Source organism: Bradyrhizobium sp. 1 (assembly GCF_023073315.1).
Classification (GTDB): Bacteria; Pseudomonadota; Alphaproteobacteria; order Rhizobiales; family Xanthobacteraceae; genus Bradyrhizobium.
Genome location: NZ_JADPJH010000026.1, coordinates 324,915 through 350,365, shown reverse-complemented (window position 1 = coordinate 350,365; position 25,451 = coordinate 324,915). Strand labels below are relative to the sequence as shown.

The 25,451-nt window shown below is 64.6% G+C and carries 22 protein-coding genes; 17 read left to right on the top strand and 5 right to left on the bottom strand.

The features are described from left to right. Window positions 1–78: 78 nt before the first annotated feature. Window positions 79–750, bottom strand: coding sequence for a DUF938 domain-containing protein (locus tag IVB29_RS22080; RefSeq protein WP_247505499.1), 672 nt, complete (start codon window positions 748–750; stop codon window positions 79–81). Between the two features lie 247 nt (window positions 751–997). Between IVB29_RS22080 and soxX the strand changes: the two genes are divergently transcribed. The 11 genes from soxX to IVB29_RS22025 all read left to right on the top strand — a co-directional run bounded on the left by soxX (window position 998) and on the right by IVB29_RS22025 (window position 10,274). After that, window positions 998–1,354, top strand: coding sequence for a sulfur oxidation c-type cytochrome SoxX (gene soxX, locus IVB29_RS22075; protein WP_247505498.1), 357 nt, complete (start codon window positions 998–1,000; stop codon window positions 1,352–1,354). 49 nt (window positions 1,355–1,403) lie between these two features. Continuing rightward, window positions 1,404–1,895, top strand: a complete 492-nt coding sequence (soxY, locus tag IVB29_RS22070; RefSeq protein ID WP_247505497.1) for a thiosulfate oxidation carrier protein SoxY — start codon at window positions 1,404–1,406, stop codon at window positions 1,893–1,895. Window positions 1,896–1,906: 11 nt separating this feature from the next. Next, the gene (gene soxZ, locus IVB29_RS22065) at window positions 1,907–2,218 is read left to right on the top strand and encodes a thiosulfate oxidation carrier complex protein SoxZ (protein ID WP_247505496.1); all 312 of its coding nucleotides are present in this window, start codon (window positions 1,907–1,909) and stop codon (window positions 2,216–2,218) included. Continuing rightward, complete coding sequence (gene soxA, locus IVB29_RS22060; RefSeq protein WP_247505495.1) at window positions 2,218–3,081, top strand: sulfur oxidation c-type cytochrome SoxA; 864 nt, start codon at window positions 2,218–2,220, stop codon at window positions 3,079–3,081. Before soxZ ends, soxA begins: the two co-directional genes overlap by 1 nt. Beyond that, window positions 3,078–3,383 (top strand): hypothetical protein, encoded by a 306-nt coding sequence (locus IVB29_RS22055; protein ID WP_247505494.1) that lies wholly within the window; start codon window positions 3,078–3,080, stop codon window positions 3,381–3,383. Before soxA ends, IVB29_RS22055 begins: the two co-directional genes overlap by 4 nt. 51 nt (window positions 3,384–3,434) lie before the next feature. Further along, window positions 3,435–5,180: a thiosulfohydrolase SoxB gene (gene soxB / locus IVB29_RS22050; protein ID WP_247505493.1), complete on the top strand. Its 1,746-nt coding sequence runs from the start codon at window positions 3,435–3,437 to the stop codon at window positions 5,178–5,180. A gap of 1 nt (window position 5,181) precedes the next feature. Next, window positions 5,182–5,640 carry a hypothetical protein gene (locus tag IVB29_RS22045; protein WP_247505492.1) on the top strand — a complete coding sequence of 153 codons (459 nt, stop codon included), beginning with the start codon at window positions 5,182–5,184 and terminating at the stop codon, window positions 5,638–5,640. A gap of 160 nt (window positions 5,641–5,800) precedes the next feature. After that, on the top strand, window positions 5,801–6,838 hold the full coding sequence (locus IVB29_RS22040) for an MBL fold metallo-hydrolase (protein ID WP_247505491.1): 1,038 nt from the start codon (window positions 5,801–5,803) through the stop codon (window positions 6,836–6,838). An 89-nt stretch (window positions 6,839–6,927) separates the two neighbouring features. Then, the gene (locus tag IVB29_RS22035) at window positions 6,928–7,095 is read left to right on the top strand and encodes a hypothetical protein (protein ID WP_247505490.1); all 168 of its coding nucleotides are present in this window, start codon (window positions 6,928–6,930) and stop codon (window positions 7,093–7,095) included. Window positions 7,096–7,257: 162 nt separating this feature from the next. Next, the gene (locus IVB29_RS22030; protein WP_247505489.1) at window positions 7,258–8,478 is read left to right on the top strand and encodes an MFS transporter; all 1,221 of its coding nucleotides are present in this window, start codon (window positions 7,258–7,260) and stop codon (window positions 8,476–8,478) included. A gap of 80 nt (window positions 8,479–8,558) precedes the next feature. Continuing rightward, window positions 8,559–10,274, top strand: a complete 1,716-nt coding sequence (locus tag IVB29_RS22025; RefSeq protein ID WP_247505488.1) for an amidohydrolase family protein — start codon at window positions 8,559–8,561, stop codon at window positions 10,272–10,274. A 52-nt stretch (window positions 10,275–10,326) separates the two neighbouring features. On the opposite strand, the gene IVB29_RS22020 is transcribed toward IVB29_RS22025, so the two are convergent. Then, window positions 10,327–11,652, bottom strand: coding sequence for an MFS transporter (locus tag IVB29_RS22020; RefSeq protein ID WP_247505487.1), 1,326 nt, complete (start codon window positions 11,650–11,652; stop codon window positions 10,327–10,329). A gap of 146 nt (window positions 11,653–11,798) precedes the next feature. On the opposite strand from IVB29_RS22020, the gene IVB29_RS22015 reads away from it, so the two are divergent. From IVB29_RS22015 to IVB29_RS22000, 4 genes are read left to right on the top strand one after another with little or no spacing between them, the layout of a single operon-like run. Further along, complete coding sequence (locus IVB29_RS22015) at window positions 11,799–12,452, top strand: ABC transporter ATP-binding protein (RefSeq protein WP_247505486.1); 654 nt, start codon at window positions 11,799–11,801, stop codon at window positions 12,450–12,452. Continuing rightward, window positions 12,449–14,911, top strand: coding sequence for an ABC transporter permease (locus tag IVB29_RS22010; RefSeq protein ID WP_247505485.1), 2,463 nt, complete (start codon window positions 12,449–12,451; stop codon window positions 14,909–14,911). The genes IVB29_RS22015 and IVB29_RS22010 overlap by 4 nt, the downstream gene beginning before the upstream one ends. Then, a complete protein-coding gene (locus tag IVB29_RS22005) occupies window positions 14,901–15,983 on the top strand; it encodes a lipocalin-like domain-containing protein (protein ID WP_247505484.1) in 1,083 nt (360 codons plus the stop codon). The genes IVB29_RS22010 and IVB29_RS22005 overlap by 11 nt, the downstream gene beginning before the upstream one ends. 28 nt (window positions 15,984–16,011) lie before the next feature. Beyond that, complete coding sequence (locus tag IVB29_RS22000; RefSeq protein ID WP_247505483.1) at window positions 16,012–16,401, top strand: MAPEG family protein; 390 nt, start codon at window positions 16,012–16,014, stop codon at window positions 16,399–16,401. 156 nt (window positions 16,402–16,557) lie between these two features. Here the strand turns inward: IVB29_RS22000 and IVB29_RS21995 are convergent, their stop codons facing one another. The 3 genes from IVB29_RS21995 to IVB29_RS21985 form a co-directional block, all read right to left on the bottom strand. After that, complete coding sequence (locus IVB29_RS21995; RefSeq protein WP_247505482.1) at window positions 16,558–17,748, bottom strand: ABC transporter substrate-binding protein; 1,191 nt, start codon at window positions 17,746–17,748, stop codon at window positions 16,558–16,560. Window positions 17,749–17,927: 179 nt separating this feature from the next. Beyond that, on the bottom strand, window positions 17,928–21,098 hold the full coding sequence (locus IVB29_RS21990; protein ID WP_247505481.1) for a multidrug efflux RND transporter permease subunit: 3,171 nt from the start codon (window positions 21,096–21,098) through the stop codon (window positions 17,928–17,930). Further along, on the bottom strand, window positions 21,095–22,300 hold the full coding sequence (locus IVB29_RS21985; RefSeq protein WP_247505480.1) for an efflux RND transporter periplasmic adaptor subunit: 1,206 nt from the start codon (window positions 22,298–22,300) through the stop codon (window positions 21,095–21,097). The genes IVB29_RS21990 and IVB29_RS21985 overlap by 4 nt, the downstream gene beginning before the upstream one ends. A gap of 328 nt (window positions 22,301–22,628) precedes the next feature. Between IVB29_RS21985 and IVB29_RS21980 the strand changes: the two genes are divergently transcribed. Both IVB29_RS21980 and IVB29_RS21975 read left to right on the top strand, forming a co-directional pair. After that, the gene (locus IVB29_RS21980) at window positions 22,629–23,783 is read left to right on the top strand and encodes an iron-containing alcohol dehydrogenase (protein WP_247505479.1); all 1,155 of its coding nucleotides are present in this window, start codon (window positions 22,629–22,631) and stop codon (window positions 23,781–23,783) included. Window positions 23,784–23,799: 16 nt separating this feature from the next. Beyond that, window positions 23,800–25,347, top strand: a complete 1,548-nt coding sequence (locus tag IVB29_RS21975; protein ID WP_247505478.1) for an AMP-binding protein — start codon at window positions 23,800–23,802, stop codon at window positions 25,345–25,347. Window positions 25,348–25,451: the final 104 nt, after the last annotated feature.

Below are 25,451 nucleotides of genomic sequence, written 5' to 3'. Positions count from 1 at the left end.
GGGGGATTGTCCCGTTGGTGAGACACCCTCTCCCCAACCCTCCCCCGCAGGCGGGGGAGGGAGCGCACCTCCTGCGTACTAGCGCGAAAACACCAGCGTCAGGTTGTTCGCAGGCATCTCGATCGTATCGACGAGACGCAGGCCCACGCCTCGCGCTAACTTCTCGACGTCGCTGATATCGCGCACGCCCCAATCCGGATTGCCCTCACGCAGCGACGTGTCGAACACGGCGTTGCTGAGCGCGGTGTGCTTGCCATCGCGCTTGAACGGGCCGTAGAGGAACAGCTTGCCGTCGGCACGCAGATAACGGCCGGCGCCGGCGAACAGGCCTTCGGCCACGCTCCATGGCGCGATGTGGATGACATTGGCGCAGAACAATGCGGCGAGGCTTGTCGGTGCCTGCCCGCTTTTCATCTCCGGGCACCAGTCGGGATCGGTCAGATCGATCCGCAACGGCGAGCGGATGTTTGGCAGGCCCGAATGAACGCGCCAGGCCTCGATGCTCTTGAGGTGGCGCTGATTGAGGTCGCTCGGCCACCAGATCAGGCCGGGCGTGTGGCGGGCGAAATGAACGACGTGCTGCCCGGTTCCACTGCCGAGTTCGACCACGTTGCCGGTGGTGCCTGCGAGATGCTTTTCCAGCGCCGCCCAGAGCGACTCGTGATTGCGATGAAATGCCGGCGCATCGAGCCGTCCATCCGACTCGACCCGTCCGCCGTCCCTGCCAAATTCGACGACATATTCAGCCAATTGAGGTCCCCTTGAAAAAGCGAGAACGAGATAGAAAGCAGTACGAGCGCCCAAACGCCCTGAAAACAGCAGGCCAGCGCCCCTGGCCCGAATCCGCCGAACAAATAATCTCTTTAGTTGCAATGCGGAAGATATTAACTCCATTTTGGCGCATGCATAGTCTTGATTGTCAGGCGATCGCCTTTGTGCTTTGGAACACTATATTTCCGCGAACGAGATCATCGACATAACGCCTCGGAATGACGCCTTGACCGCCTTTCCCCGCACGCCCGTCCTGACCATCCTGCTGGCCATTGCCGCCGGCCTTGCGGCAAGCTCCGCGCAGGCGCAATCCGCCGTCAGCGAAGGCCAGAAGCTCGCCTTCGACCGCGGCAAGGGCAACTGCCTGACCTGCCACGTCATCAAGGGCGGCGACCTGCCGGGAACGATCGGCCCGGAGCTGAAGGACCTCAAATCAAAATACCCTGATCGCAACGAGCTGGCCGCGATCATCTTCGACGAGACCAAGCGCAATCCGCAGACCATGATGCCGCCGTTCGGTCGTAACAGGATTTTGACCGACCAGGAGATCAGCGCGATCGTCGATTTCCTGCAAACCCTGTGACGTCAGGCACGCCAAAAGACCATCCAAGAGACTGCCGAGGAGACTTTTGATGACGACGACCACCGGCTCTCATCCGACGCGGCGCCTGATCCTTCAGGGCGCGGCCTCGGTCGCGCTGCTCGGCCTCGGCAATCTGCCGTTTGGCGCAAGCTTCGCGCTCGCGGCGGCCAACGACAAATATCCGGAAGAGGCGTTCAAGCTGAAGAACGAGGCCGACGCCATCGAGGCGCTCTACGGCAGGACCGCCGAGCCCTCCGACAAGGTCAAGCTGGATGCGCCCGAGATCGCCGAGAATGGCGGCGTGGTGCCGATCTCGGTGACGACGACGCTCGACAAGGTGACCTCGATCTCGTTCTTCGTGGCCGAGAACCCGAACGCGCTCGCTGCTTCCTACAAGATTCCAGACGGCACGATTCCAGGTATCGCCAACCGGCTGAAGATGGCCAAGACCAGCAACGTGACCGCGATCGTGGAGGCCGACGGCAAGCTCTACAGCGCGACCAAAGAGGTCAAGGTCACCGTCGGCGGCTGCGGCGGCTAAGGAGAACCGAGATGGCATCCAGCATTCGCGTACGCGCAACATCCAACGGCGACATCACCGAGGTGCAGACGCTGATCCAGCACCCCATGGACACCGGCCTAGTCAAGGATGCCAAGGGCGAGCCGATCCCTGCGCACTACATCCAGGAGCTGAAGTTCGAATGTAACGGCAAGGACGTCTTCGTCGCCAATTGGGGCACCGCGGTCTCCAAGGACCCCTATGTGAAGTTCAGCTTCAAGGGCGGCAAGAAGGGCGACGACCTCAAGATCTCATGGACCGACAACAAGGGCGGCTCGGATACGATCACCGCGAAGATCGCGTGATGAAGGCCCGCTCCGCTCTCCTGCTTGGCTCGTTGAGTGCCGCGCTCGTCGCGTTCGCCCTCACCTCGCCGCGCGTGGTCGCAGCCGACAAGGTCGATCCCGTTGCGGACGCCAAAGCGTTCCAGAATTTCTTCTTCCAGAAATTTCCTGATGTGAAGCACGAGGACTTCGTCAACGGTCCCTATTCGATGAACGCGGACATGAAGCGGCAGTGGCAGGAGAAGGAAGAATTCCCGCCCTACGAGTTCGCGCTCGACGCCGGCAAGGAAATGTTCGCGACCCCGTTCAAGAACGGCAAGACCTACGCCGACTGCTTCCCGAACCGCGGTATCGGCATCCGCCAGAACTATCCTTATTTCGACGGGAAGGAAGGCAAGGTCGTCACGCTGGAGCTCGCGCTCAACCGCTGCCGCGAGGGCAATGGCGAGGCGCCCTATTCCTACGTCAAGGACGAGATGGCTTCGCTGACGGCGTACATGGCGTTCACCTCGCGCGGCAAGCCGATGGACATCAGGATACCCGACGATCCCCGCGCGCTCGCGGCGTTCGAGAACGGCAAGCGCTATTTCTACACCCGCCGCGGCCAGCTGAATTTCTCCTGCGCGAGCTGCCATGTGCAGAGCCCGGGCGAGCGCATCCGCGCCGAGATCCTGGCGCCGGCGCTCGGCATTCTGAACGCGATGCCGATCTACCGGTCCGAATGGAGCGGCATGGGCACGACCAGCCGCCGCTTCGTCACCTGCAACAGCCAAACCCGCGCGGTTCCGCTGGAGCCGCAGGCGGACGAATATCGCGACGTCGAATATTTCCTCTCCTACGTCGCCAACGGCCTGCCGATTTCAGGCCCGGGAGCGCGGCCATGAAGCGGTCACTTCCACTCGCCATGCTGCTCTCATTGAGCCTGGCGCCAGCGGCGCGCGCGGCAAACGAGGCGGACTACAAGGCGGCCTATGCCGCTGCGGAGGCTGCTTCCAAGGAGGCAGCCGGCATGCGCAACCAATGGACCGTGACCGTATCGGCGCTGGCGGCAGCCAAAAAGGCGGGCGACAGCGGCGATTTCGATCGCGCCATTGCCGCGGCGAAAGAGGCCGAAGCCCTGGCAAAAGCATCAACCTTCCAGGCCACGTCTGAAAAAGAGGCGTGGAAGGCGATGGAAATCCGCTAGACTGAACCTGTTGAAACAGTCGAGCGATCATTGAGGGGCGGAGAATTCGAGATGGCGATCCGCCGCCGCGATTTCCTGAAGAGCACAGCATTTGCCGCCGCATCGCTCGGACTGCCGCGGCTCGCGCGGGGCGCTGAGACTGCCAGCATTTACGACCTCGAACGGTTCGGCAATGCGCGCATCCTGCACATCACCGACACGCATGCGCAGCTCAACCCGGTCTATTTCCGCGAGCCCAGCGTCAATATCGGCATCGGCGAGATGGCGGGGCGGCCGCCGCATCTGGTCGGGCGCGCCTTCCTCGAACGTTTCGGCATCCGGCCCGACAGCGCCGATGCCTATGCCTTCACCTGCTTCGAGTTCGAGAAGTCCGCAGGCCGCTTCGGCAAGCTCGGCGGCTTCGCTCATCTGAAGACGCTGGTCGATCGCCTGCGCAACGAGGCCGGCGAGGCGCGTTCGCTGCTGCTCGACGGCGGCGACCTCTGGCAGGGCACCGGGCTCGCCAACGTCATGCAGGGCCGCGACATGGTCGAGGTCGCCAATCTGCTCGGCATCGAGGCGATGACCGGGCATTGGGAATTCACTTATGGCGAGCAGGCGCTGCGCGACAATCTCGAGCGCTTCAAGGGCGAGTTCCTGGCGCAGAACGTTTTCCTGACCGAGGAAGCCGCGTTCAACGATGCCGCCGCCTTCGACAAGGCTACGGGGCGCGTGTTCAAGCCCTCTGTGATCAAGGAACTCGGCGGCCATCGCGTCGCGATCATCGGCCAGGCCTTTCCCTACGTGCCGATCGCGCATCCAAAACGGTTCACGCCGGACTGGACTTTTGGCATCCGCGAGGAGGAGTTGCAGAAACACGTCGACGCCTTGCGCGGCGCCGACAAGGTCGATGCGGTCATCCTGCTGTCCCACAACGGCATGGATGTCGACCTCAAGCTGGCGAGCCGCGTCACCGGCATCGACGTCATCCTCGGCGGCCACACCCATGATGCCGTGCCGCAGCCTATCCCGGTGAAGAACGCCGGCGGCACGACGCTCGTCACCAATGCCGGCTCCAACGGAAAATTTCTGGCCGTGCTCGACCTCGCGCTCGACAAGGGCAAAGTCAGCGACGTCAAATATCATCTGCTGCCGGTCTACTCCGAGCTGTTGAAGCCCGACCCCGCCATGGCCGAACTGATCGGCCGGCTGCGCGCGCCCCATGTGACCGACTGGGCGGAGAAGATCGCAACACCCGACCGCCTGCTCTATCGCCGCGGCAATTTCACCGGTCCGGTCGACGAATTGATCTGCACCGCGCTACGCACCGAGCTCGATGCGGAGATCGCGCTGTCGCCGGGTTTCCGCTGGGGCGTCACCGCGTTGTCCGGCCAGCCGCTGACCATGGAGGATGTGCTCGCGGAGACCGCGATCACCTATCCCGAGACCTATGTGCAGGAGATGCTCGGGGCAGATATCAAGAACGTGCTGGAAGACATCTGCGACAATCTCTTCAACGCCGATCCCTATTACCAGCAGGGCGGCGACATGGTGCGCACCGGCGGGCTCAGCTACACCTGCACGCCGACCGCTGCGATCGGCAGCCGCATCTCCGACGTGAAGCTCAACGGCGGCAAGACGCTCAGCGCGAGCCACCGCTACAAGGTCGCGGGCTGGGCCTCGGTCAACGGCCAGCAAGGCGCGCCGGTCTGGGACGTCGTCGCCAAATATCTGCGCTCGGGCCGCATGTTTCAGGAACGGCTCGGCACCGGCGTCACGCTGATGGGCGTCGAGAACAACCCGGGCATTGCGGGATAGGATGATGCGCTCGCTGATCTCATCCGCGCTGACGCTGGCGCTGCTCGCCTTCGCCGCGACGCCGCTCGTTTCGGCCCAGCAGGTACCGCTTCAGGACAAGCCGTTCGCCGAGCACAGAATCGTGCTTCAGCTCTCCGACGGCGATGCGAAGAAGCAGGCGCTGGTGCTGAGCGTCGCCAACAATCTGCTGAAGGCGTATGATCCCGACAAGGTTGCGATCGAACTGGTGGCCTTCGGCCCCGGCGTCGATTTGCTGCTCACCGGCAGCGAGCGCCGCAGGCAGGTCGAGAGCCTGATCGCGCAGGGCGTACGCTTCGACATCTGCCTCAACACCGTCGACACGATCGAGCGGGAAACGGGCAAGCGGCCCGAGTTCATTCCGGCGGCGACGCCGGTGCAGGTCGGCGTCGGGCAGATCCTGTTCCTGGCGGAGAATGGGTACACGGTGGTGAGGCCGTAAGCCTTTTGCAGGCACACAGCGGGTGATGCCGCCGCCCCCGACCCGCCCCATCCCTCACAATAAAATTTTTCTAAATTTCCTTGTCTACACAGTGAATTGCTTCTCTTTCCGGCCCCCGGCATAGTAGAATCGTCGAAATCAGTTCACGCCGGGTCTTGCCATGATCTTCCGCCAGCTCTTCGACAGCGTTTCGGGCACCTATAGCTACGTCCTCGCCAGCCGCCCCGGCGGCGAGGCGCTGATCCTTGATCCCGTGCTGGAGAAGGTCGATCGCTACTGCCAGTTGCTGCGCGAGCTCGACCTCAAGCTGGTCAAGGCCGTCGACACCCATCTGCACGCCGACCATGTCACCGGCCTCGGCGAGTTGCGCGACCGCACCCATTGCATGACCGTGATGGGCGACCAGACCAAGGCCGACGTTGTCGCGATGCGGGTCGCCGACGGCGACAAGGTGACGATCGAGGGCCTGTCGCTCGACGTGATGTACACGCCGGGCCACACCGACGATTCCTATTCCTATCTGATGGGCGACCGCGTCTTCACCGGCGATACGTTGCTGATCCGCGGTACCGGCCGCACCGATTTCCAGAACGGTTCTTCACGCGCGCAGTATGACTCGATTTTCAACCGGCTGCTGAAGCTGCCGGACGAGACGATGGTGTTCCCGGCGCATGACTACAAGGGCGACACCGTCTCCACCATCGGCGAGGAGAAGCGCTACAATCCGCGGCTCCAGGTGCGTTCGGTCGACGATTATATCGAGCTGATGGCGAACCTGAAGCTGCCCAATCCGAAGATGATGGACGTGGCGGTGCCCGCCAACATGCGCGTCGGCCTGCATCAGGAAGAGCTGGAGAAGGAAGGCCGCGCGCTCAGCGCGGTCGAGGCGATCCGCTCGCTCGGCCGGCCCGACATCTTGCTGGTCGATTTGCGCGAGAGCAACGAGCGCGCCAAGCACGGCACGCTCGAAGGTGCGCTGCACACGCCCTATCCGAGCGTCGAGGAGAGCCTCAAGCCCGGCGGCATGCTGCGCGAGGTCGCGGCTGCGACCGGGCGCCGAATCGTGTTCTTCTGCGCTTTCGGCGAACGCTCGGCGATGGCGGTTGCGGCCGCGAAGGAATCCGGCCTTTCCAACACCGCCCACATCGCCGGCGGCATCGATGCCTGGAAGAAGGCGGGCGGGCCGATCCTGCATTGACGGCTTCGCCGAGGGCCCTTGAGATAAGTCAGGAACCGCACATATTTTCCGGGTAGAAGCGGATGACGCATCACCATCCGGGACCAGCCATGGCCAAGACCAAGCCGAGCGAACCGCCCAAGACCGAACCGCCCAAGCCGGCTGAAGGCAAGGCGAAAAAGCCCCCGCCTCCGCGCGACACCGACGACGATGATGAGGACGGCGACATGGCCACGCCGAAGCGCGACCGCCATGGCAACGACGACGAGCCGTTGTGAGGGTGTGATGCTTCCCCACGAACAGTGCGTCCCCTCCCCTCGACGGCATCCTCGAGATCGCCAGCGAGCAACCTCCACTACCTGCCATGCGCCTGCGTTCATGGACAAATAACTGCTCTCCCCGATAGTTTGCGCTCCCTCAGGGAGTGAAACGGAACTGCAATGGTCGACGTTTTCGCCGCACCGCAACAAGGCAAGGCGGACAGTGCGCTGCGCACGCTGACCGGAATCTCGATCGCGCATTGGGTCAGCCATTTCCATCTGCTGGTCCTGCCGATGCTGTTCCCGTTCCTGAAGAGCCAGCTCGGCGTCGGCTATGTCGAGCTCGGCTTTGCGCTCACCACCCTCGCCGTCGTATCCGGCCTGACCCAGGCGCCGACCGGCTATCTCGTCGATCATTTTGGCGCGCGGAAGATCCTGCTGATTGGGCTCACGCTCGGCGGCCTCGCGCTGATCCTGCTCGGCCTGCATCTGAGCTATGCCTCGCTGATCGCCTGCGCCGTGCTGCTCGGGCTCGCCAACAGCGTCTATCACCCCGCCGATTACGCCATTCTCGCCGAGCACATGGACGAGGCGCGGATGGGGCGCGCTTTCTCGATCCACACCTTTGCCGGCTATTTCGGCGGTGCCGTGACGCCGGCGATCGTGGCCGCGCTGGTCACCGTGTCGGGCGGCGCCGGCGCATTGATCGCATCGGGCGCGATCGCCATTCTGGTGGCCTTGCTGCTGGTGGCCATCGGCATTCCCGAGACCGGCGCACACAAGACAAAGCCGGGCAACGAAAACGCACCTAAGCAGGCCGTCATCACCCCGGCGCTGATCACGCTGACCGCGCTGTTCATGCTACTCAGCCTGTCGGTCGCCGGCATCAACAATTTCGGCGTGGTCGCGCTGATGAGCGGCTACGGCACAACCTATTCCGTCGCCAACGTCGCGCTCACCGCATTTCTCGGCGCCAGCGCCGCGGGCGTGCTCGCGGGCGGCTTCCTCGCCGACCACACCGAGCATCACGGCTATGTCGCGGCGGCCTGCTTTGCCGCGAATGCGGCAATCGTGCTTTTGATCGCACTGGTGACATTGCCGGGCTGGGCCTTGACCGCGACGATGGCGACCGCAGGTTTCCTCTCCGGCGTGATCGCGCCATCGCGCGACATGCTGGTGCGCAATGCCGCGCCTGCCGGTGCAGCCGGCCGCGCCTTCGGTATCGTCTCCACCGGCTTCAATCTCGGCGGCATCGTCAGCCCGCTGCTGTTCGGCTGGATCATGGACCAGAACGCGCCGCACTGGGTGTTCGGGGCGTCCGTGATCTTCATGCTGGCGACGGTGGTGCTGTCGCCGTTCACGGAGCGGAAGCCGCAAGCCAAGGCGGCCGCGCAACCCTGAGCGCACGTCCCTGCGGTTGACACTGCGCCGGCGCGCCCGAAAATGCGCCCAAGCAAAACAACAAAACGGGAAGAAACACCATGAGCACCCCTGATCTCGTGATCCGCGGCGGCACTGTCGCGGATGGAAGCGGCGGCGAGCTGTTCGAGGCTGATGTCGCCATCATCGGCGGCAGGATCAGCGAGGTCGGGAATATCTCGGCCAAGGGCGCCGAAGAGATCGACGCGCGCGGAAAACTGGTGACGCCGGGCTTCGTCGACGTCCACACCCATTACGACGGGCAGGTCACCTGGAGCCAGGACATCACGCCGTCCTCGCAGAACGGCGTCACCACCGCGATCATGGGCAATTGCGGCGTCGGCTTTGCGCCGTGCAAGCCTGTCGACCACACCCGCCTGATCCAGTTGATGGAAGGCGTCGAGGACATTCCCGAGCCGGTGCTGAGCGCCGGCATTCCCTGGGCGTGGGAAAGTTTTCCGGATTACATGGACTGGCTGTCCAAGCGCGATTTCGACATCGATATCGGCGCGCAGCTGCCGCATGCCGCGCTGCGCGTCTACGTGATGGGCGAGCGCGGCGCGCGCCGCGATCCCTCGACGGCGGACGACAACGCGGCGATGGCAAAACTCGCGGGCGAGGCGGTGCTATCAGGTGCGCTCGGCTTCTCGACCTCGCGCACGCTCAACCACCGCACATCCACCGGCGATTTCACGCCGACGCTGAAGGCGGGCGAGGACGAGCTCACCGCCATCGCCGGCGCGATGCACAGCCAGGGCCGCAGCGTGCTGCAATTCGTGCTCGATCTCTCGACCCTCCACGAAGATCTGCCGATGATGCTGCGGGTGGCCGATGCCACAAAATGCCCGATCTCGTTCTCGATCACGCAGAACGACAAGGCGCCAAACCGCTGGCGCCAGACGCTGGACGAGATCAACGCGGCGGCCAAGCGCGGCCTCTCCATCACCGCGCAGATCGCGGCGCGCCCCGTGGGGCTCTTGCTTGGCCTCGAGCTGTCGCGAAATCCGTTCCAGACCCATCCGAGCTACAAGGCGATTGCCCATCTGCCGCTGAAGGAGCGACTCGCACGGCTGCATCAGAGCGAATTGCGCAAGGCGATCCTGAGCGAGACGGCGACCGCGACCGACGATCCGCTGTTCTTCCGTCCCAACTACGACAAGATGTTCCTGCTCGGCGATCCCCCCGATTACGAGCAGCCGCCGGAGAACGCGCTGGGCCCGCAGGCGCGCAAGCAGGGCCGGCAGCCGGAAGAGCTCGCCTACGATGCGATGCTGTCGGATGACGGGCGCGGCATGCTCTACGTGCCGTTCCTCAATTATGCCGACGGCAATCTCGACGCGACGCGCGAGATGCTGATCGATCCGCAATCGGTACCGGGCCTCTCCGACGGCGGCGCGCATTGCGGCATCATCTGCGATGCGAGCTTCCCGACCTATCTGCTGACGCATTGGACGCGCGACCGTACCCGCGGCGAGAAGCTCACGATTCCATTCGTGGTCGCAGCGCAGTCGCGCAAGACCGCACTCTCGGTCGGCCTCACCGATCGTGGGTTGATTGCGCCCGGCTACAAGGCCGACGTCAATGTGATCGACTACGACCGGCTGCATCTGCATCCGCCGAAGGTGCATTACGATCTGCCGGTGGGCGGGCGCCGGCTGTTGCAGGATGTCGATGGCTATGACGCGACGATCGTGTCGGGCGTCGTGACGCGGCGGCAGGGCGAGGCGACGGGGCGCCGGCCGGGCAAGCTGATTCGGGGCGCGCAGGGGATGAATTAGGCGACGGCTTCTTGCTGACCCTCCCCCTGGAGGGGCAGGGTAAGAGCCACCCTTACGTCGGCGACACCACGCCCTTCAGCGGTGCCGTCTGCGGAGCAGCGCCACGGGTCAGCCTCGCCTTTTCCGTGTTCGGCCAGAGCAGCAGCAGGCCGATGACGCCAGAGCCGACCATCACCACCGCGTTGATGGTGAAGCCGGTCATGTAGCCGCCGACCATGTTGCCGGCGCGCTGGATCACGGTGCCCATCACCGTCGGCGCGATGATGCCCGAAAGCGTGTAGAGCGCGCCGTAGATGGCCAGGACCGCACCGCGCTGCGACGCCGGGGTGAATTCGCCGAGCATCGGCGGACAGACCACGTAGATCGCGCCGCACAGGCCGGAGCCAACCACGAGCAGCGCGATCTGAAAACCCGCGCCCGTGACATGCGGCATCGTCGACAGGATCAAGCCGCCGAGGATCAGCGGTACCGAGCCCAGCACGCCGCGCGAGATGCGCGTGGTGTAGCCGCGCGCCATCATCACCTGCGAGATCCAGCCGGTGAGCATGACGACGGCAGCGCCGAACACCCAGGGCAGGATCGAGACGAAGCCGGCCTGGCTCTGCGAGAAACCGAGACCCTTGACGATGAAGGGCGTGAACCAGGTGAGGCCGAGCGACAGCGCCCAATAAGCGCCGAAGGTCGCGATCACGCAGCCCAGGAAAGTGCGCGAGGTCAGAAGCTGCAAATAGGGGATTTGCGGCTCAGTGGCGGCGAGGGTCTGCGTATCCTCCAGCGGGCCCTCCTTGCCGAAGGTGAGCCAGGCACAGACCCAGATCAGGCCGGCGACGCCGAGCGCGCCGAAGGCGTAGTGCCAGGAATGATTGACGATGACCCAGTTCAGCGCCGGCACGGCGAGGATCACGCCGAAGGCCGAGCCCTGCGACAGGATCGCGGTCGGCAGCGTGCGCCTCTCGTCCGGGAACCATTTGTAGATCGCGTGCGCGGCAACCGAGAAGGCCGGGCCTTCGCCCGCGCCCAACACGATGCGGCAGATCAGCAGCGTGGTGAAGGAGACCGTGCCGACCATCGGAAACTGCGCCAGCGCCCAGATCACCGCCAAGATCAGCAGCACCCAGCGCGTCGGCACCTTGTTGACGATGAAGCCGACCACGATGGCCGAGATCGAGAACAGGATGAAGAACGAGGAGCCGAGCATGCCGAACTGCTCCGGCTCGAGCTTCAGATCGGTCATGATCGGCACGCCGGCGAGGCCGACGACGATCTTGTCCGCGAAGTTCACCACCATGAAGAGAAAGAGCAGAAACGTGACGGTCCAGGCGCCCTTCGGCGTATCGGTCGTCTTCCCCGCCGCATTGGGCGTTCCCTGAGCGCTCATCGTTCTCCCCGTATGTCTTTTTTTGGCACTTTTTGATTTGGTCGTCTCGGGAGCTAACAACGGCTTGAACGGCAACGCAACCCCGGCATTTCCGCAGCAAGTGTGCTACGCAGCATTTCCGTTAATTCCGTCCGGCGCCATCCATCGTGCTGAGTATCCGAAATCTCTCCAAGACCTTCTCCTCGGCCGGCGAACCGGTCCATGTGCTGCGCGGTGTCGATCTCGACCTCAGGGCCGGCGAGCGCGTCGCGCTCACAGGCGAATCCGGCAGCGGCAAGAGCACGCTGCTGCACCTGATCGCAGGGTTAGATGCTGCCGACGGCGGCTCGATCCGGCTGGAGGAGACCGAGGTCACCAAGCTCTCGGACGCAGGGCGCGCCGGCTTGCGGCGCGACCGGATCGGCCTGGTTTTCCAGCAGTTCAACCTGATCCCGAGCCTGTCGGTCGCGGACAATCTGGCTTTCCAGGCGCGGATCGCCGGCCGGCATGACGCCGTCTGGATGAAGGAGCTGGTCGAGCGGCTCGGACTCGGCGACCTCCTCAAACGTTATCCAGAGCAATTATCAGGCGGCCAGCAGCAGCGGGTCGCGATCGGCCGGGCGCTGGCGACAAAACCGTTGCTGCTGCTCGCCGACGAGCCGACCGGCAATCTCGATGAGACCACCGCCGAGGACGTGCTGGCACTGGCGCGCGACCTCGTCGCGCGCACCGGCTGCGGCTTCCTGATGGTGACGCACAGCCTGCATCTGGCCGGCACGCTCGACCGTCACCTCACTTTGCATGCGGGGCGGATCGCATGAGGCGCGCGCTGTGGGTGCTCGCGGTGCTCCTGAGCCATTGGCGGCGGCACAAGATGCAGTTCGCGACGCTGCTGATCGGGCTGATTGCAGCAACCGCATTGTGGAGCGGCGTGCAGGCCATCAACCAGCAGGCCCGCAACGCTTATGACCGCGCAGCGGCGACCTTTGGCGGCGCGCGCACCGCCATGCTGGTCGCGCCCGACGCCGCGACTTTTCCGCAGGAGCTGTTCGTAAAACTCCGCCGCGCGGGCTGGCCGGTGTCGCCTATGCTGGAAGGACGGGTCCAGATCAACGGCCGTTCAGTGCGGCTGCTCGGCATCGAGCCGGTGACGATGCCGGCCGATGTCGGCAATGCACCGCGCCTTGGTGCTTCGGATCTGGGCAGTTTTGTTGCTCCGCCCGGCCAGACGCTGGTGGCGCGAGAAACGCTGAACGATTTGCAGGAGCAGGAAGGCGCCGCGCCACCGATCAGCAGTGGCGCAAAACTGCCGCCGCTGCGCGTGCTGCCGCAGCTCGTCCCCAGCGTTCTCGTCGTGGATATCGGCGTGGCGCAGCGTCTCCTGAACAAGCCGGATCAGGTGTCGCGGCTCCTGATCGGCAAGGCGAAGGGCAAGCCGGCGCCGCTCGCAAGCGTCGTCGGCGACCAGTTGCAGCGGGTCGAGCCGAATGCGGAGACCGAGCTGGAGCGTCTCACCGACAGTTTCCATCTCAACCTCACCGCCTTCGGCCTGCTGTCGTTTTTCGTTGGCCTCTTCATCGTCAACTCGGCCGTCGGGCTCGCCTTCGAGCAGCGGCTGCCGATGCTGCGGACATTGCGGGCCTGCGGTGCCTCGGCGCGGCTAGTCAACACGGTGCTGGTGATCGAGCTGGTGGCGCTGGCGCTGGTCGGCGGGCTGATCGGGCTTGTCTGCGGCTATTTCATCGCGGCTGCGCTGTTGCCCGACGTCGCGGCCTCGCTGCGCGGGCTTTATGGCGCGCAGATCCCGGGGCAGCTCACGCTGCAGCCTGAATGGTGGCTCGCCGGCATCGGCATCAGCATCGCCGGTGCGATGGTGGCGGCGGCAACCAGCTTGATCAAGGCGATCCGGATGCCGGTGCTCGCGACCGCCCAGCCGCACGCCTGGCAGCAGCGGCAGCGCCGCTGGCTGGTCCTGCAAAGCGCTGCGGCCTGCATGGTGTTCGCGGTCGCGCTGCTGCTGCTTCATTACGGGCAATCGCTGATCGCAGGTTTTGGCGTGCTGGCGGCGCTGATGCTCGGCGCGGCGCTGATCCTGCCGGCGTTCCTCGAGATCATCCTGCTCGTCGGCCAGCGTTTTGCGAAAGGGCCGCTTGCGCTGTGGTTCTGGGCGGACAGTCGGCAGCAGCTCTCGGGATTGTCGCTGGCGCTGATGGCGCTGCTGCTCGCGCTCGCCGTCAATGTCGGGGTCTCCACCATGGTGGAAACCTTCAGCCGCACTTTCATCGGCTGGCTCAACGGGCGGCTTGCGGCTGATGTTTACATCAGCGCCTCCGACAATTCGCAAGGTGTCGCGATCCGGAATTGGCTGAAGGAGCGCGGCGACGTGCAGGCGATCCTGTCGGGCGGACGCGCCGACAGCCAGGTGCAGGGTCAGCCGGTGGAGTTGCTCGGCCTGCCCGATCACGCCCTCTATCGCGAACGCTGGCCGCTGCTGGAAACCGCGCCGCGCGCCTGGACCCAACTCGTGCCGGGCAATGCCGCCTTCATCAGCGAGCAGCTGAGCCGCCGCCTCAATGTCCGCGTCGGCGATGTCATCGAGGTTCCGGCGCCTGGCGGGACCTGGGAGCTCGACATCGTCGGCATCTATGCGGATTACGGCAATCCCAAGGGGCAGCTCGCGGTGAACGTCGCGGCGCTGATCCGGCATTTTCCGCAGACGCCGCAGACGCGGATCGGTCTCATTGTCGCGAGGGAAAACATCCCCGGTCTGATCGCAGCGTTGCAGAAGCAGTTTGCGCTCGACGACCGCAGCGTCGCCGACCAGGCGACGGTGAAGGCGGAATCGATCCGCATCTTCAATCGCACCTTTGCAGTGACGTCCGCGCTGAACGCCTTCACGCTCGGCGTGGCCGGCATCGCGCTGCTGACCAGCCTCTTGACGCTGGCGAATTCGCGCCTGCCGCAGCTCGCACCCCTGTGGGCGATCGGCATCACGCGGCCGCGCCTTGCCGCGATCGAATTGACCAAGACGCTGTCGGTCGCGCTGTTCACCGCGCTGCTGGCCGTGCCGCTCGGGCTGCTGGTGGCGTGGTGCCTGATCGCAATCGTCAACGTCAAGGCGTTCGGCTGGCGGCTGCCGTTCCACGTCTTTCCGTTGCAGCTGGTCGAGCTGGTTGCGGTCGCGCTGTTTGCCTCGCTGCTTGCCGCATTGCTGCCGATGATACGGCTGGCGCGGATGCAGCCCGCGAGTCTCGTCAAGGTGTTCGCCAATGAACGCTGACAAAATCTCGCGGCGCACTTTTGCCGGCGGAATCGCGGCGCTCGCTCTTGCGCGGCGCGCTGCCGCGCAGGGATATGCCGGGCTCGGCGAGACCGCCGACGGCTTTGCGAAGGTGACGCCGGGAAAGACCTTCGCCTTTCCGGCGGATCACGGGCCGCATCCGGAGTTTCGCATCGAGTGGTGGTATCTCACGGCGAATCTCACAGATGGCAGCGGCGCGGCTTGCGGCCTGCAATGGACGCTGTTCCGCCAGGCAACGCAGCCGGGGCCGCAAGGTGAAGGCTGGGCCAATCAGCAGATCTGGATGGCGCATGCCGCGGTGACCCGCGCCGACACGCACCGCTTCAACGAGGTGTTTTCTCGCGGCGGGATCGGGCAGGCCGGCGTCACGGCAAAACCGTTTGCGGCATGGATCGACGATTGGGAGATGAAAGGTCTTGAGCGCACCGACGATCGCACGTTGGCGCCGCTGACGCTGAAGGCATCGGGCACCGATTTCAGCTACGCGCTGACGTTGGAGGCCGATCGTCCGGTGGTGCTGCAGGGCGATCGCGGCTTCAGCCGCAAGTCCGAGCGCGGGCAGGCTTCCTATTATTACAGCCAGCCATTCTACCGCGCGCGCGGCACGCTCACCATCGACGACAAGCCGGTCGATGTTTCCGGCCAGGCCTGGATGGACCGCGAATGGAGCAGCCAGCCGCTCGACACTGATCAGACCGGCTGGGACTGGCTGTCGCTGCATCTTTCATCCGGCGACAAGCTGATGCTGTACCGGCTGCGCCAGAAGGACGGCAGGGACTACCCGTTCGGCAACTGGATCAGCACCGCCGGCGACACGCAGATGATTGCGGGTGGCGACATCCAGATGATTCCGAAGGTGACCGCCGAGGTCGCGGGTCGCAAGCTGCCGGTGGAATGGCAGATCGCGATCCCCTCGCGGTCCTTCTCGATTTCCTGCAAGCCGCTCAATCCAAAAGCCTGGATGGGGACCGGCTTCTCCTATTGGGAGGGGCCGATCAGCTTTGCCGGCACGCATAACGGCGTTGGCTATCTCGAGCTGACGGGCTATTGAAGCGCGATCTCTTTTGGGGAATCGCGCGATGTATCATCTCACCGCCCTCGTCACGCTGCTGGCGATCGCATTTTATTTCTTCACCTGCATAAACGTCTCGCGGTCGCGGTCGAAGACAGGCGTAAAGGTGCCGGCGACATCGGGCCATCCCGATTTCGAGCGCGCCTTCCGCATCCAGGCGAACACGCTGGAATGGATGCCGATCGTCCTGCCGGCGCTCTGGCTGTTCGCGATCTATATCGGCGACGCCATTGCAGCCGGCATCGGCGCGGTCTGGGTTATCGGCCGCATCGTCTATTTCATCGGCTATTCCCGGGCGGCGGCAAAGCGCGGCCCCGGCTTTGCGATCCAGGGCCTCGCCGCCATTGCGTTGTGGGCCGGTGCGCTGGGGGCGGTGGTGCTGCGGATGGCTCAATAAGCGCGGCATCACACGCGCTCGTGTCCCGGGCGCGGTGCAGCGTGTAACGCTGCGCCGCTGAACCAGGACCCAGTCAGGCCTCGACTCGTGAAGAAGAGTGGGTCCCGGCTCTGCGCAGCAACGCTACGCGTTGCAGCGCGTCCGGGACACGAGAGGCTACTTCGTCAGCGGGCAGCCGCTTTCCTTGGCGGTGAAGAAGGCCTGATCACCGGGGACGACGGCGAGTTGCTTGTAATAATCCCACGGCTTCTTCGATTCCGAGGGCTTCTTGACCTCGAACAGATACATGTCGTGGACCATGCGGCCATTCTCCAGCACCTTGCCCTTGGCAAAGGCGTCGTCGACCGGCAGCTCCTTCAGCTTCTTGGCAACCGCCTCCGTGTCCTTGGTGCCCGCAGCCTTCACCGCCTTCAAATAGCTCAGCGTCGCCGAATAGGTGCCGGCGTGAATCATGCTCGGCATCCGGCCGGTGCGCTTGAAGAAGCGTTCGGAGAAGGCGCGCGTGGTGTCGTTCTGATCCCAATAGAAGCCTTCGGTCAGCACCAGACCTTGCGCGGCCTGCAAGCCGAGGCCGTGCACTTCGGCCAGCGTCATCAGCAGCCCGGCGAGCTTCTGGCCGCCCTGGACGATACCGAATTCGGCGGCCTGCTTGATCGAGTTGGTGGTGTCCTGACCGGCATTGGCGAGACCGACGATCTTCGCCTTCGAGCTCTGCGCCTGGAGCAGGAAGGAGGAAAAGTCCGACGAGTTGAGGGGAACGCGGACCGAACCCAGCACCTTGCCGCCATTGTGGGTGACGATCTCGCTGGTGTCCTTCTCCAATGCGTAACCGAAGGCATAGTCTGCGGTGAGGAAGAACCAGCTGTCACCGCCGGCCTTGGTCAGCGCGCCGCCGGTGCCGACTGCCAGCGCATGGGTGTCGAATGACCAGTGGAAGCCATAAGGCGAGCAGGCACTTCCCGTGATGTTCGACGTGGCCGCGCCGACCACGATGTCGATCTTCTTCTTTTCCTTCGACAGGTCCTGCACGGCCAACGCGACAGACGACGTCGTCAGTTCCGTGATCATGTCGACGTTGTCGGCGTCATACCAGCGACGTGCGATGGAGGTGGCGAGATCGGGCTTGTTCTGGTGATCGGCGGTGATCATCTCGACCTTCTGGCCGAGCACTTCGCCGCCGAAATCCTCGATCGCCATCTTGGCGGCTTCGACCGAGTATTTTCCACCGTAGTCGGCATAGACGCCGGACTGGTCGTTGAGGATGCCGATCTTGACGCCTTGCGCGGAGGCCGGCGCCGCCAGCAACAGGGCAGAGGTTGCGACAGCGGCCAAAAGTGCTGATTTCATTCGTTAGCTCCCAGCAGTTTTCTGTTTTGAAATCGCGCGAATACTAGTGAAGAACCCCGCGCCTGCCCATCCATTTCATGTTGGTCGTTAGTATGGAGGGCCGGCTACAAAAACGGTGTCTCCCAGCCTTCGCGGGACGGCACCGTGATTGAGGATACGTCGGTGGCCATCGCCAGCATTTAAGGCGCCACCGCGTCCGGCTTCTTCCCCTCGTTGCGCCCCTCGGCCAGGTTCCGCACCACGACGTAGAAGATCGGCGTGAACAAAAGCCCGAACAGGGTGACGCCGATCATGCCGAAGAACACCGCGACGCCGACGGCTTGCCGCATCTCCGAGCCGGAGCCGGACGAGATCACCAGCGGCAGCACGCCGAGGATGAAGGCGAAGGACGTCATCAGGATCGGCCGCAGGCGCAGCCGGCAGGCGTCGATCACGGCCTCCAGCCTCGGTTTGCCCTCCTTCTCGATGTCGCGCGCGAACTCGACGATCAGGATCGCGTTCTTCGCCGCCAACCCGACCAGCACGACGAAGCCGATCTGAGTGAGGATATTGACGTCCTGGCCCATGATGCGCACGCCGATAGTCGCGGCGAGCAGGCACATCGGCACGATCAGGATCACCGCAAACGGCAGCGTCCAGCTGCCATATTGCGCGGCGAGCACGAGGTAGACGAACAGCACGCAGATCGGGAACACGTAGAGGCCGGCGTTGCCGCCGGTGACCTGCTGATAGGACAGATCCGTCCATTCGAAAGTGAAGCCGCTCGGCAGCGTGTCGTCCGCCAGCTTCTTGATGGCGTCGAGCGCGGTGGTCGAGCTCACGCCCGGCGCCGGCTCACCTTGCAGTTCGGACGCCGCATAGAGATTGTAGCGCGCGACACGGTCGGGACCCGAGACGTCCTTGAACTCGACCACGCTGCCGAGCATCACCATGTCACCCGAAGCGTTGCGCGTGCGCAGCCGCGAGAGATCGCTGGGTTCTTTGCGGAACGGGAAGTCGGCTTGGGCTGTGACGTGATAGGTGCGGCCGAACAGGTTGAAGTCGTTGACATAGGTCGATCCGAAATAGGTCTGGATCGTGTCGTTGATGTTGGCGATGGGGACGCCGAGCTTCTGCGCCTTGGTGCGGTCGATGTCGACGAAGAGCTGCGGCGTGCTGGCCGAGAACGGCGAGAACACCGTGGGAGCGAGCAGCATGGGCGATTTGCGCGCCGCGGCGACAAGCTCGTCGGTGGCCGCGGCGAGCAGCTCCGGCCCGCGGCCCTGGCGGTCCTGGATGCGGATGGTGAAGCCGCCGCCGGTGCCGATGCCGGGCACGGCCGGCGGCGGAATGACGATGATGAATGCGCCCTGGATCGCGGCGAGCCGCTTGCGCAGCTCGGCCGTGATGGCGTTCGCCGTCAGCCCCTTCTTCAGGCGCACCTCGGGTTCGTCGAACACCGGGAACAATGCGGCTGCGTTGCCGGCCTGCGTGCGTGTCGCACCGGAGAAGCCCGCGAAAGCGGCAACGCGGACGATGCCCGGCGTATCCAGCGAGATCCGCTCGATCTCGCGAACGATCTCGGTGGTGCGCGCCAGCGATGCCGCGCCTGGCAATTGCACGGAGATGATGACGTAGCCGCGGTCCTGCGCCGGAATAAAGCCTTGCGACGTGGTCCCGATCAGCCAGCCGGCACTGCCGATCAGCACGATGTAGATCAGGATCATCACCACCGAATGCCGGATCACGAAATTGGCAAGGCCGGCATAGCCATGCGCGAGCCGGTCGAACACACGGTTGAAGGCGCCGGTGAACGCGTTCCAGCCGCGTGCGATGAGATTCCAGGCGGCCGGCGGCCGCTTCTCCTCATGCGGGACGAGGAGCAGCGAGGCCAGCGCCGGTGACAGCGTCAGCGAGCAGAAGCAGGAGATCGCGGTCGCCACCGCAATGGTGACGGCGAATTGCTGGAAGAACTGTCCGGAAATGCCCCCGATGAACGCGGTCGGCACGAACACCGCGCACAGCACCAGCGCGATCGAGACCAGCGCGCCACCGACCTCCTCCATGGTCTTGAGCGCGGCGTCGCGCCGGCTCAAGCCATGCTCGAGATGGCGCTCGACGTTCTCGACCACCACGATGGCATCGTCGACCACGATGCCGACGGCGAGCACGAGGCCGAACAGCGTGAGATTGTTGATGGAGAAACCGAGCGCCGCCATCACCGCGAAGGTGCCGACCAGCGAAACCGGGATCGCGATGATCGGAATGATCGCGGGCCGCCATCCCTGCAGGAACACCAGCACCACGATAACCACGAGCAGCATGGCCTCGTAGATGGTCTTGATCAGCTCATGGACCGACTGCGCGATGAACTCGGTCGGGTTGTAGCCGATATTGTAGTCGAGCCCTTTCGGGAAGCTCGCCTTGAGCTTCGTCATCGTGTCGGAGATATTCTTTGCCGTCGCGAGCGCGTTGGATCCCGGCCGCTGCGTCACCAGCATGGCCACCGCCGATTTGCGCAACAGGAAGCTGTTGGTGGAATACGCGAGAGCACCGAGCTCGATGCGGGCGACGTCGCGCAGCCGCACCGTGCGGCCGTCGGAGCCGGCCTTGATCAGGATGTCCTCGAACTGCTTCTGGTCTTTCAACCGTCCCGTGAAAACGAGGTTCGGCTGGAACGCGCGGTCGGCGATCGGCGGCTCGGCGATCTGGCCGCCTGCGATCTGCACGTTCTGGGCACGGATCGCCGCGAGCACCTCGCTCGACGTCAGGCCGAGATTGGCAATGCGATCAGGGTCGAGCCACAGCCGCATCGAATAGTCGCGCGCACCAAAGATCTGGATGTCGCCGACGCCGTCGATGCGCAGCAGTTGGTCGCGGACCTGGAGCAGCGCATAGTTGGAGATGTAGAGCTGGTCGAAGGTGTCGTCGGGCGACAGCATGAACACGACCATCAGGATGTCGGGCGAGTTCTTGCGAGTGACGACGCCGTTGCGCTGCACTTCGTCCGGCAATTGCGGCTGCGCGATCGCGACGCGGTTCTGCACCAGCACCTGCGCCTTGTCGAGGTCGGTGCCGAGCTTGAAGGTGACGGTGATGGTCAGCTGCCCGTTCGAGGTCGCCTGGCTGTAGAGATACAGCATGTCCTCGACGCCGTTGATCTGCTGCTCGATGGGAGCTGCAACGGTATCGGAAACAGTTTGTGCGGAGGCGCCGGGATATTGCGTGGTGACGACGACGGTCGGCGGCACCACTTGCGGATATTCGGAGACCGGCAGCGTGGTATAGGCGAGCGCGCCGACGATCAGCAGCACGATCGACAGCACCATCGCGAGGATGGGCTGGTTGATGGAGAGACGGCCCAGATTCATGACTTGCCACCGGCCGGCGCTGGCGCGGGAGACGGCGCCACCTTGGCGCCGACGCGGGCGCGCTGGATGCCGTTGACGATGACGCGGTCCTCCGGCTTCAGCCCTTCGCGGATCACACGCAGGCCCTCATCGAGCGGCCCGAGCACGACGGGGCGCGCCTCGACGGTGTCGTCAGGCTTCACCACGAACACGATCTTGCGGGACTGGTCGGTTGCAATAGCGACGTCAGGAATCAGCAGCGCTTCATAGGGCGCGCTGCCGATCAGGCGGACGCGGCCGAACTGGCCGGGCAGGATCGACATATCCGTGTTCTTGACGACGGCGCGGCTGCGCAGCGTGCCGGTCGAGACATCGAGGCGGTTGTCGAGGAAGTTGATGGTGCCCTCGTGCGACGGCTTGGTCTCGCCGGCCAGCGTCACCTGCACCGGGTTCGCCGTATCGCGCGAGCTCGGGCGCCGGCCTTCGAACCACAGCTTGCTGTATTTGATGAAGGTTGCCTCATCCATGTCAAAATAGACGTAGATCGGATCGAGCGCGACGATCGAGGTGAGAAGCGTCGAGGTGCCGGTATCGCTGCCCTGCACGAGATTGCCGGGGCTGACGAGATGGCGGCTGACGCGGCCGGTGAGCGGCGCGGTCACATGGGTGAATTCGATGTTGAGCCGGGCGGCCTTCAATGCACCCGCGGCCTGGGTCTCGGCTGCGTGTGCGGCCTGCAAGGCCTGGCGGCGCTGGTCGACGGCCTGCTCCGAGACCGCGCTGGTCTGGACCAGGTTCAAGCCACGATCGAGCTCGCGCTTGGCAAGTTCCACCTTGGCGCGCGCATCGGAGAGCTGGCCATCAGCCTGCTCGGCCACCGCCTCGAACGGACGCGGGTCGATCACGTAGAGCAGATCGCCCTGGTGCACGATGGCGCCGTCCTGGAATTCGACCGAGTTGACGAAGCCGCCGACGCGCGGGCGCACCTGCACCTCCTCGACCGCCTCGAAGCGGCCGGTGAACTCGTCCCAATCGGTGACGGTGCGCTTGACCGGCTGGGCGACGGACACCGGCGCGGGCGGCGGAGCGCCCGCTTGCGAGGTCGGCTGTCCGCAACCGGTGAGCGCAAACGCCGCGGCGAGAAGGCCGGTGATGGCAATGTGCCGAGGCTGAACGAAATCGTGCTTTTTCACAAATGGCTCGCTTCCGTTCGGTCCACTCATCCCATGTCCTCGCATCAAAAGCCGCGGAAAATGCAGGGTACGCCTCTACCCGCGGGCGCCACAAGATGGGTGGAGATGATGAACTCTTCAAGACCAAAACGCGCGCAACGCTCGGAGGAGCGCCCTGGCCGGATGGCGGGTTGACAGCGAGATAGGTGAGTGCGCGCGGCGGTTGGTGCGAGTGAGATTGGCGATGAAAGCGCGGCGGTCGCGACCCGCCCAGGGAGGGGGAGGGTAAGAAGCGGCCAGCGTCTTCGCACATGACGCGCACCGCCGGCTCGGCTAGATTGCCCCTACAAAACAAGACGAATTGTCCGGGAGGACAGCCGTGCACCAGGGACGTGTCGTTTACGGCGCGATCGAGGAGGTCGTGTTCGGCCATCCGGCGGCTGAAGCCATCGTCGCGCAGATGGACCGGCTGGGAACGCGCCGGGCTTTCCTGATGGCTTCGGGCACGCTCAACCGAGAGACCGACGAGATCACGAAGATCAAAGACGCGCTCGGTGCACGCTGCGCGGGCTTGTTCGACGCGATGCCGGCGCATACTCCGCGCGAGGCGGTGATCGCGGCCAGCAACGCGGCGCGCGAGGCGGGTGCCGATTTGATCGTCACCGTCGGCGGCGGCTCGATCACCGACGGCGCCAAGGCGGTGCAGCTCTGCCTTGCCAACGGCATCGACGATATCGACGGCATCGAGCGCATCCGCGTGCACAAGGGCGTCGCGCCCGAGATGATCGCGCCGACCGTGCGCCAGGTCAGCGTGCCGACCACGATAGCCGGCGGCGAGTTCTCATCGATTGCCGGCGTGACCGACCGCAGCACTCATGTGAAGCAGATGCTGCGGCACCCGCTGACGGTGCCGCGCGCGACCATCCTTGATCCCGCCATCACCGTGCACACGCCGGAATGGCTGTTCCTGTCCACCGGCATCCGCGCTATCGATCATTGCGTCGAGGCGATCTGCTCACGCGAAACACACCCTTATGCCGACGCGCAATCGGTCAAGGGGCTTGCGATGCTCGCGGACGCACTGCCGCGGGTGAAGGCGGACCCGTCCGATCTCGACGCGCGGATGGACGCGCAAATCGGCACCTGGCTGTCGATGGGTGCGCTCGCGGCCGGCGTTCCCATGGGCGCGAGCCACGGCATCGGCTATGTGCTGGGCGCGGCCTTCGACGTGCCGCACGGCTACACCTCCTGCATCATGCTGCCGGCGGTGATGCGCTGGAATGCGCGCGACAATGCCGAGCAGCAGATGATCGTCGCGGCCGCGATGGGTTTTCCCGGTCACAGCGCCGCCGACGTGCTCGATGCCTTCATCCGCTCGCTCGGCATGCCGCGCAGCCTCGCGGACGTACGCGTCTCGCCGGAGCATTTCGACGCCATCGCCGAACAGGCGATGCGCACGCCCTGGGTGCCGCGCAACCCGCGCAAGATCGAGAGCCCAGCGCAGGTGCGCGAAATCTTGCTTCTCGCCGCTTAATTCACGTGGAGGATTGATGTATCCCGGTCTGCATGCCCGTCTACGCCCGCTCCAGCCCGCCTTCATCATGGCCACGAGCGGCGAGGCCACCTATCGCGAACTCGATGCGCGCAGCAACCGCCTGGCGCATCTGTTCCGCAAGCACGGCTTGAGGCGGCTCGATCACTACGCGATCTTCATGGAGAACAATTCCCGCTATCTCGAAGCCTGCGGCGCGGGCGAGCGGTCGGGGCTCTACTACACCTGCATCAACTCCTTCCTCACAGCGGGCGAACTCGCCTATCTCCTGACCAACAGCCAGTCCAAGATTTTGATCACGTCCGTTGCAAAACTCGATATCGCGCGCGAGGCGATCAACGCCTGTCCCGACGTCAAGCTCTGCATCGTCGCCGACGGTCCTGGCGAGAGCGAGCGCATCGTCGGCCTTGCGGACGTCACCGCCGGTCTGCCGGCGACACCAATTGCGGATGAACGTCTCGGCACATCGATGCTCTATTCGTCGGGCACGACAGGACGCCCAAAGGGCATTATTCGGCCGCTGCCGGAAGAGCCGCCAAAGCACAATCTGCCGCTGTTCGATTTCCTTTCAAAGCTTTGGCACTACCGCGAAGGCATGGTCTATCTGTCGCCGGCCCCGCTCTATCACTCGGCGCCGCAGGCGGCGGTCAATCTCACGATCCGCATGGGCGGCACCGCGATCATCATGGAGACTTTCGATCCCGAGCGCTATCTGCAGCTCGTGCCGCAATGGGGCATCACCCACACCCAGCTGGTGCCGACGATGTTCTCGCGCATGCTGAAGCTGCCGGAGGAGGTGCGAAAGCGCTACGATTTGTCATCGCTTGAGATCGCAATCCACGCCGCCGCGCCCTGCCCGGCGCTGGTGAAGGACGACATCATCAAATGGTGGGGGCCGATCATCCACGAATATTACGGCGCGACCGAAGGGCTCGGCTTCACGGCCTGCAACAGCGAGGAATGGCTGGCTCATCGCGGCACCGTCGGCAAGGTGCTGCTCGGCGACCTCCACATTCTCGACGAAGACATGAAGCCGTGCCCGGCCGGCACGCCCGGCCAAGTTTGGTTCAAGACGGGATCGCCGTTCGAATATTTCAATGATCCGGAGAAGACCAAGGAAGCGCGTTCGGACGACGGCAGCATGAGCACGGTCGGCGACGTCGGCTATGTCGACGAGGACCGCTTCCTGTACCTGACCGACCGCGCCACCTTCATGATCATCTCCGGCGGCGTGAACATCTATCCGCAGGAATGCGAGAACCTGCTGATCACCCATCCGAAGGTTGCCGATGCCGCGGTGTTCGGCGTGCCCAATCCCGATCTCGGCGAGGAGGTGAAGGCGGTGGTGCAGCCGATGCCGGGTGTGGTGCCGGACGAGGCGCTCGCCGGGGAGCTGATCGCCTTCTGCGGCGCGTCGCTGTCGCGGCAGAAGGTGCCGCGCTCGGTTGATTTCGAGAAGGAATTGCCAAGGTTGCCGACGGGGAAGCTGTACAAGCGGCTGCTGAGGGATCGCTACTGGGGGAACAAGACGTCGCGGATTGTGTGAGATGCTCTTCGCCTCTCCCCGCGTGCGGGGAGAGGCCGGAATGCGCGCGCAAGCGCGGATTCCGGGTGAGGGGGACTCTCCACGAGTCCAACTCTCACCGTCCC

What these genes read in the sequence shown, in the direction of transcription:
- soxY (WP_247505497.1), top strand. Translation starts at nt 1,404, where the DNA reads ATGACGACGACCACCGGCTCTCATCCGACGCGGCGCCTGATCCTTCAG.
- soxZ (WP_247505496.1), top strand. Translation starts at nt 1,907, where the DNA reads ATGGCATCCAGCATTCGCGTACGCGCAACATCCAACGGCGACATCACC.
- soxA (WP_247505495.1), top strand. Translation starts at nt 2,218, where the DNA reads ATGAAGGCCCGCTCCGCTCTCCTGCTTGGCTCGTTGAGTGCCGCGCTC.
- IVB29_RS22055 (WP_247505494.1), top strand. Translation starts at nt 3,078, where the DNA reads ATGAAGCGGTCACTTCCACTCGCCATGCTGCTCTCATTGAGCCTGGCG.
- soxB (WP_247505493.1), top strand. Translation starts at nt 3,435, where the DNA reads ATGGCGATCCGCCGCCGCGATTTCCTGAAGAGCACAGCATTTGCCGCC.
- IVB29_RS22045 (WP_247505492.1), top strand. Translation starts at nt 5,182, where the DNA reads ATGATGCGCTCGCTGATCTCATCCGCGCTGACGCTGGCGCTGCTCGCC.
- IVB29_RS22040 (WP_247505491.1), top strand. Translation starts at nt 5,801, where the DNA reads ATGATCTTCCGCCAGCTCTTCGACAGCGTTTCGGGCACCTATAGCTAC.
- IVB29_RS22035 (WP_247505490.1), top strand. Translation starts at nt 6,928, where the DNA reads ATGGCCAAGACCAAGCCGAGCGAACCGCCCAAGACCGAACCGCCCAAG.
- IVB29_RS22030 (WP_247505489.1), top strand. Translation starts at nt 7,258, where the DNA reads ATGGTCGACGTTTTCGCCGCACCGCAACAAGGCAAGGCGGACAGTGCG.
- IVB29_RS22025 (WP_247505488.1), top strand. Translation starts at nt 8,559, where the DNA reads ATGAGCACCCCTGATCTCGTGATCCGCGGCGGCACTGTCGCGGATGGA.
- IVB29_RS22020 (WP_247505487.1), bottom strand. Translation starts at nt 11,652, where the DNA reads ATGAGCGCTCAGGGAACGCCCAATGCGGCGGGGAAGACGACCGATACG.
- IVB29_RS22010 (WP_247505485.1), top strand. Translation starts at nt 12,449, where the DNA reads ATGAGGCGCGCGCTGTGGGTGCTCGCGGTGCTCCTGAGCCATTGGCGG.
- IVB29_RS22005 (WP_247505484.1), top strand. Translation starts at nt 14,901, where the DNA reads ATGAACGCTGACAAAATCTCGCGGCGCACTTTTGCCGGCGGAATCGCG.
- IVB29_RS22000 (WP_247505483.1), top strand. Translation starts at nt 16,012, where the DNA reads ATGTATCATCTCACCGCCCTCGTCACGCTGCTGGCGATCGCATTTTAT.
- IVB29_RS21995 (WP_247505482.1), bottom strand. Translation starts at nt 17,748, where the DNA reads ATGAAATCAGCACTTTTGGCCGCTGTCGCAACCTCTGCCCTGTTGCTG.
- IVB29_RS21990 (WP_247505481.1), bottom strand. Translation starts at nt 21,098, where the DNA reads ATGAATCTGGGCCGTCTCTCCATCAACCAGCCCATCCTCGCGATGGTG.
- IVB29_RS21985 (WP_247505480.1), bottom strand. Translation starts at nt 22,300, where the DNA reads ATGAGTGGACCGAACGGAAGCGAGCCATTTGTGAAAAAGCACGATTTC.
- IVB29_RS21975 (WP_247505478.1), top strand. Translation starts at nt 23,800, where the DNA reads ATGTATCCCGGTCTGCATGCCCGTCTACGCCCGCTCCAGCCCGCCTTC.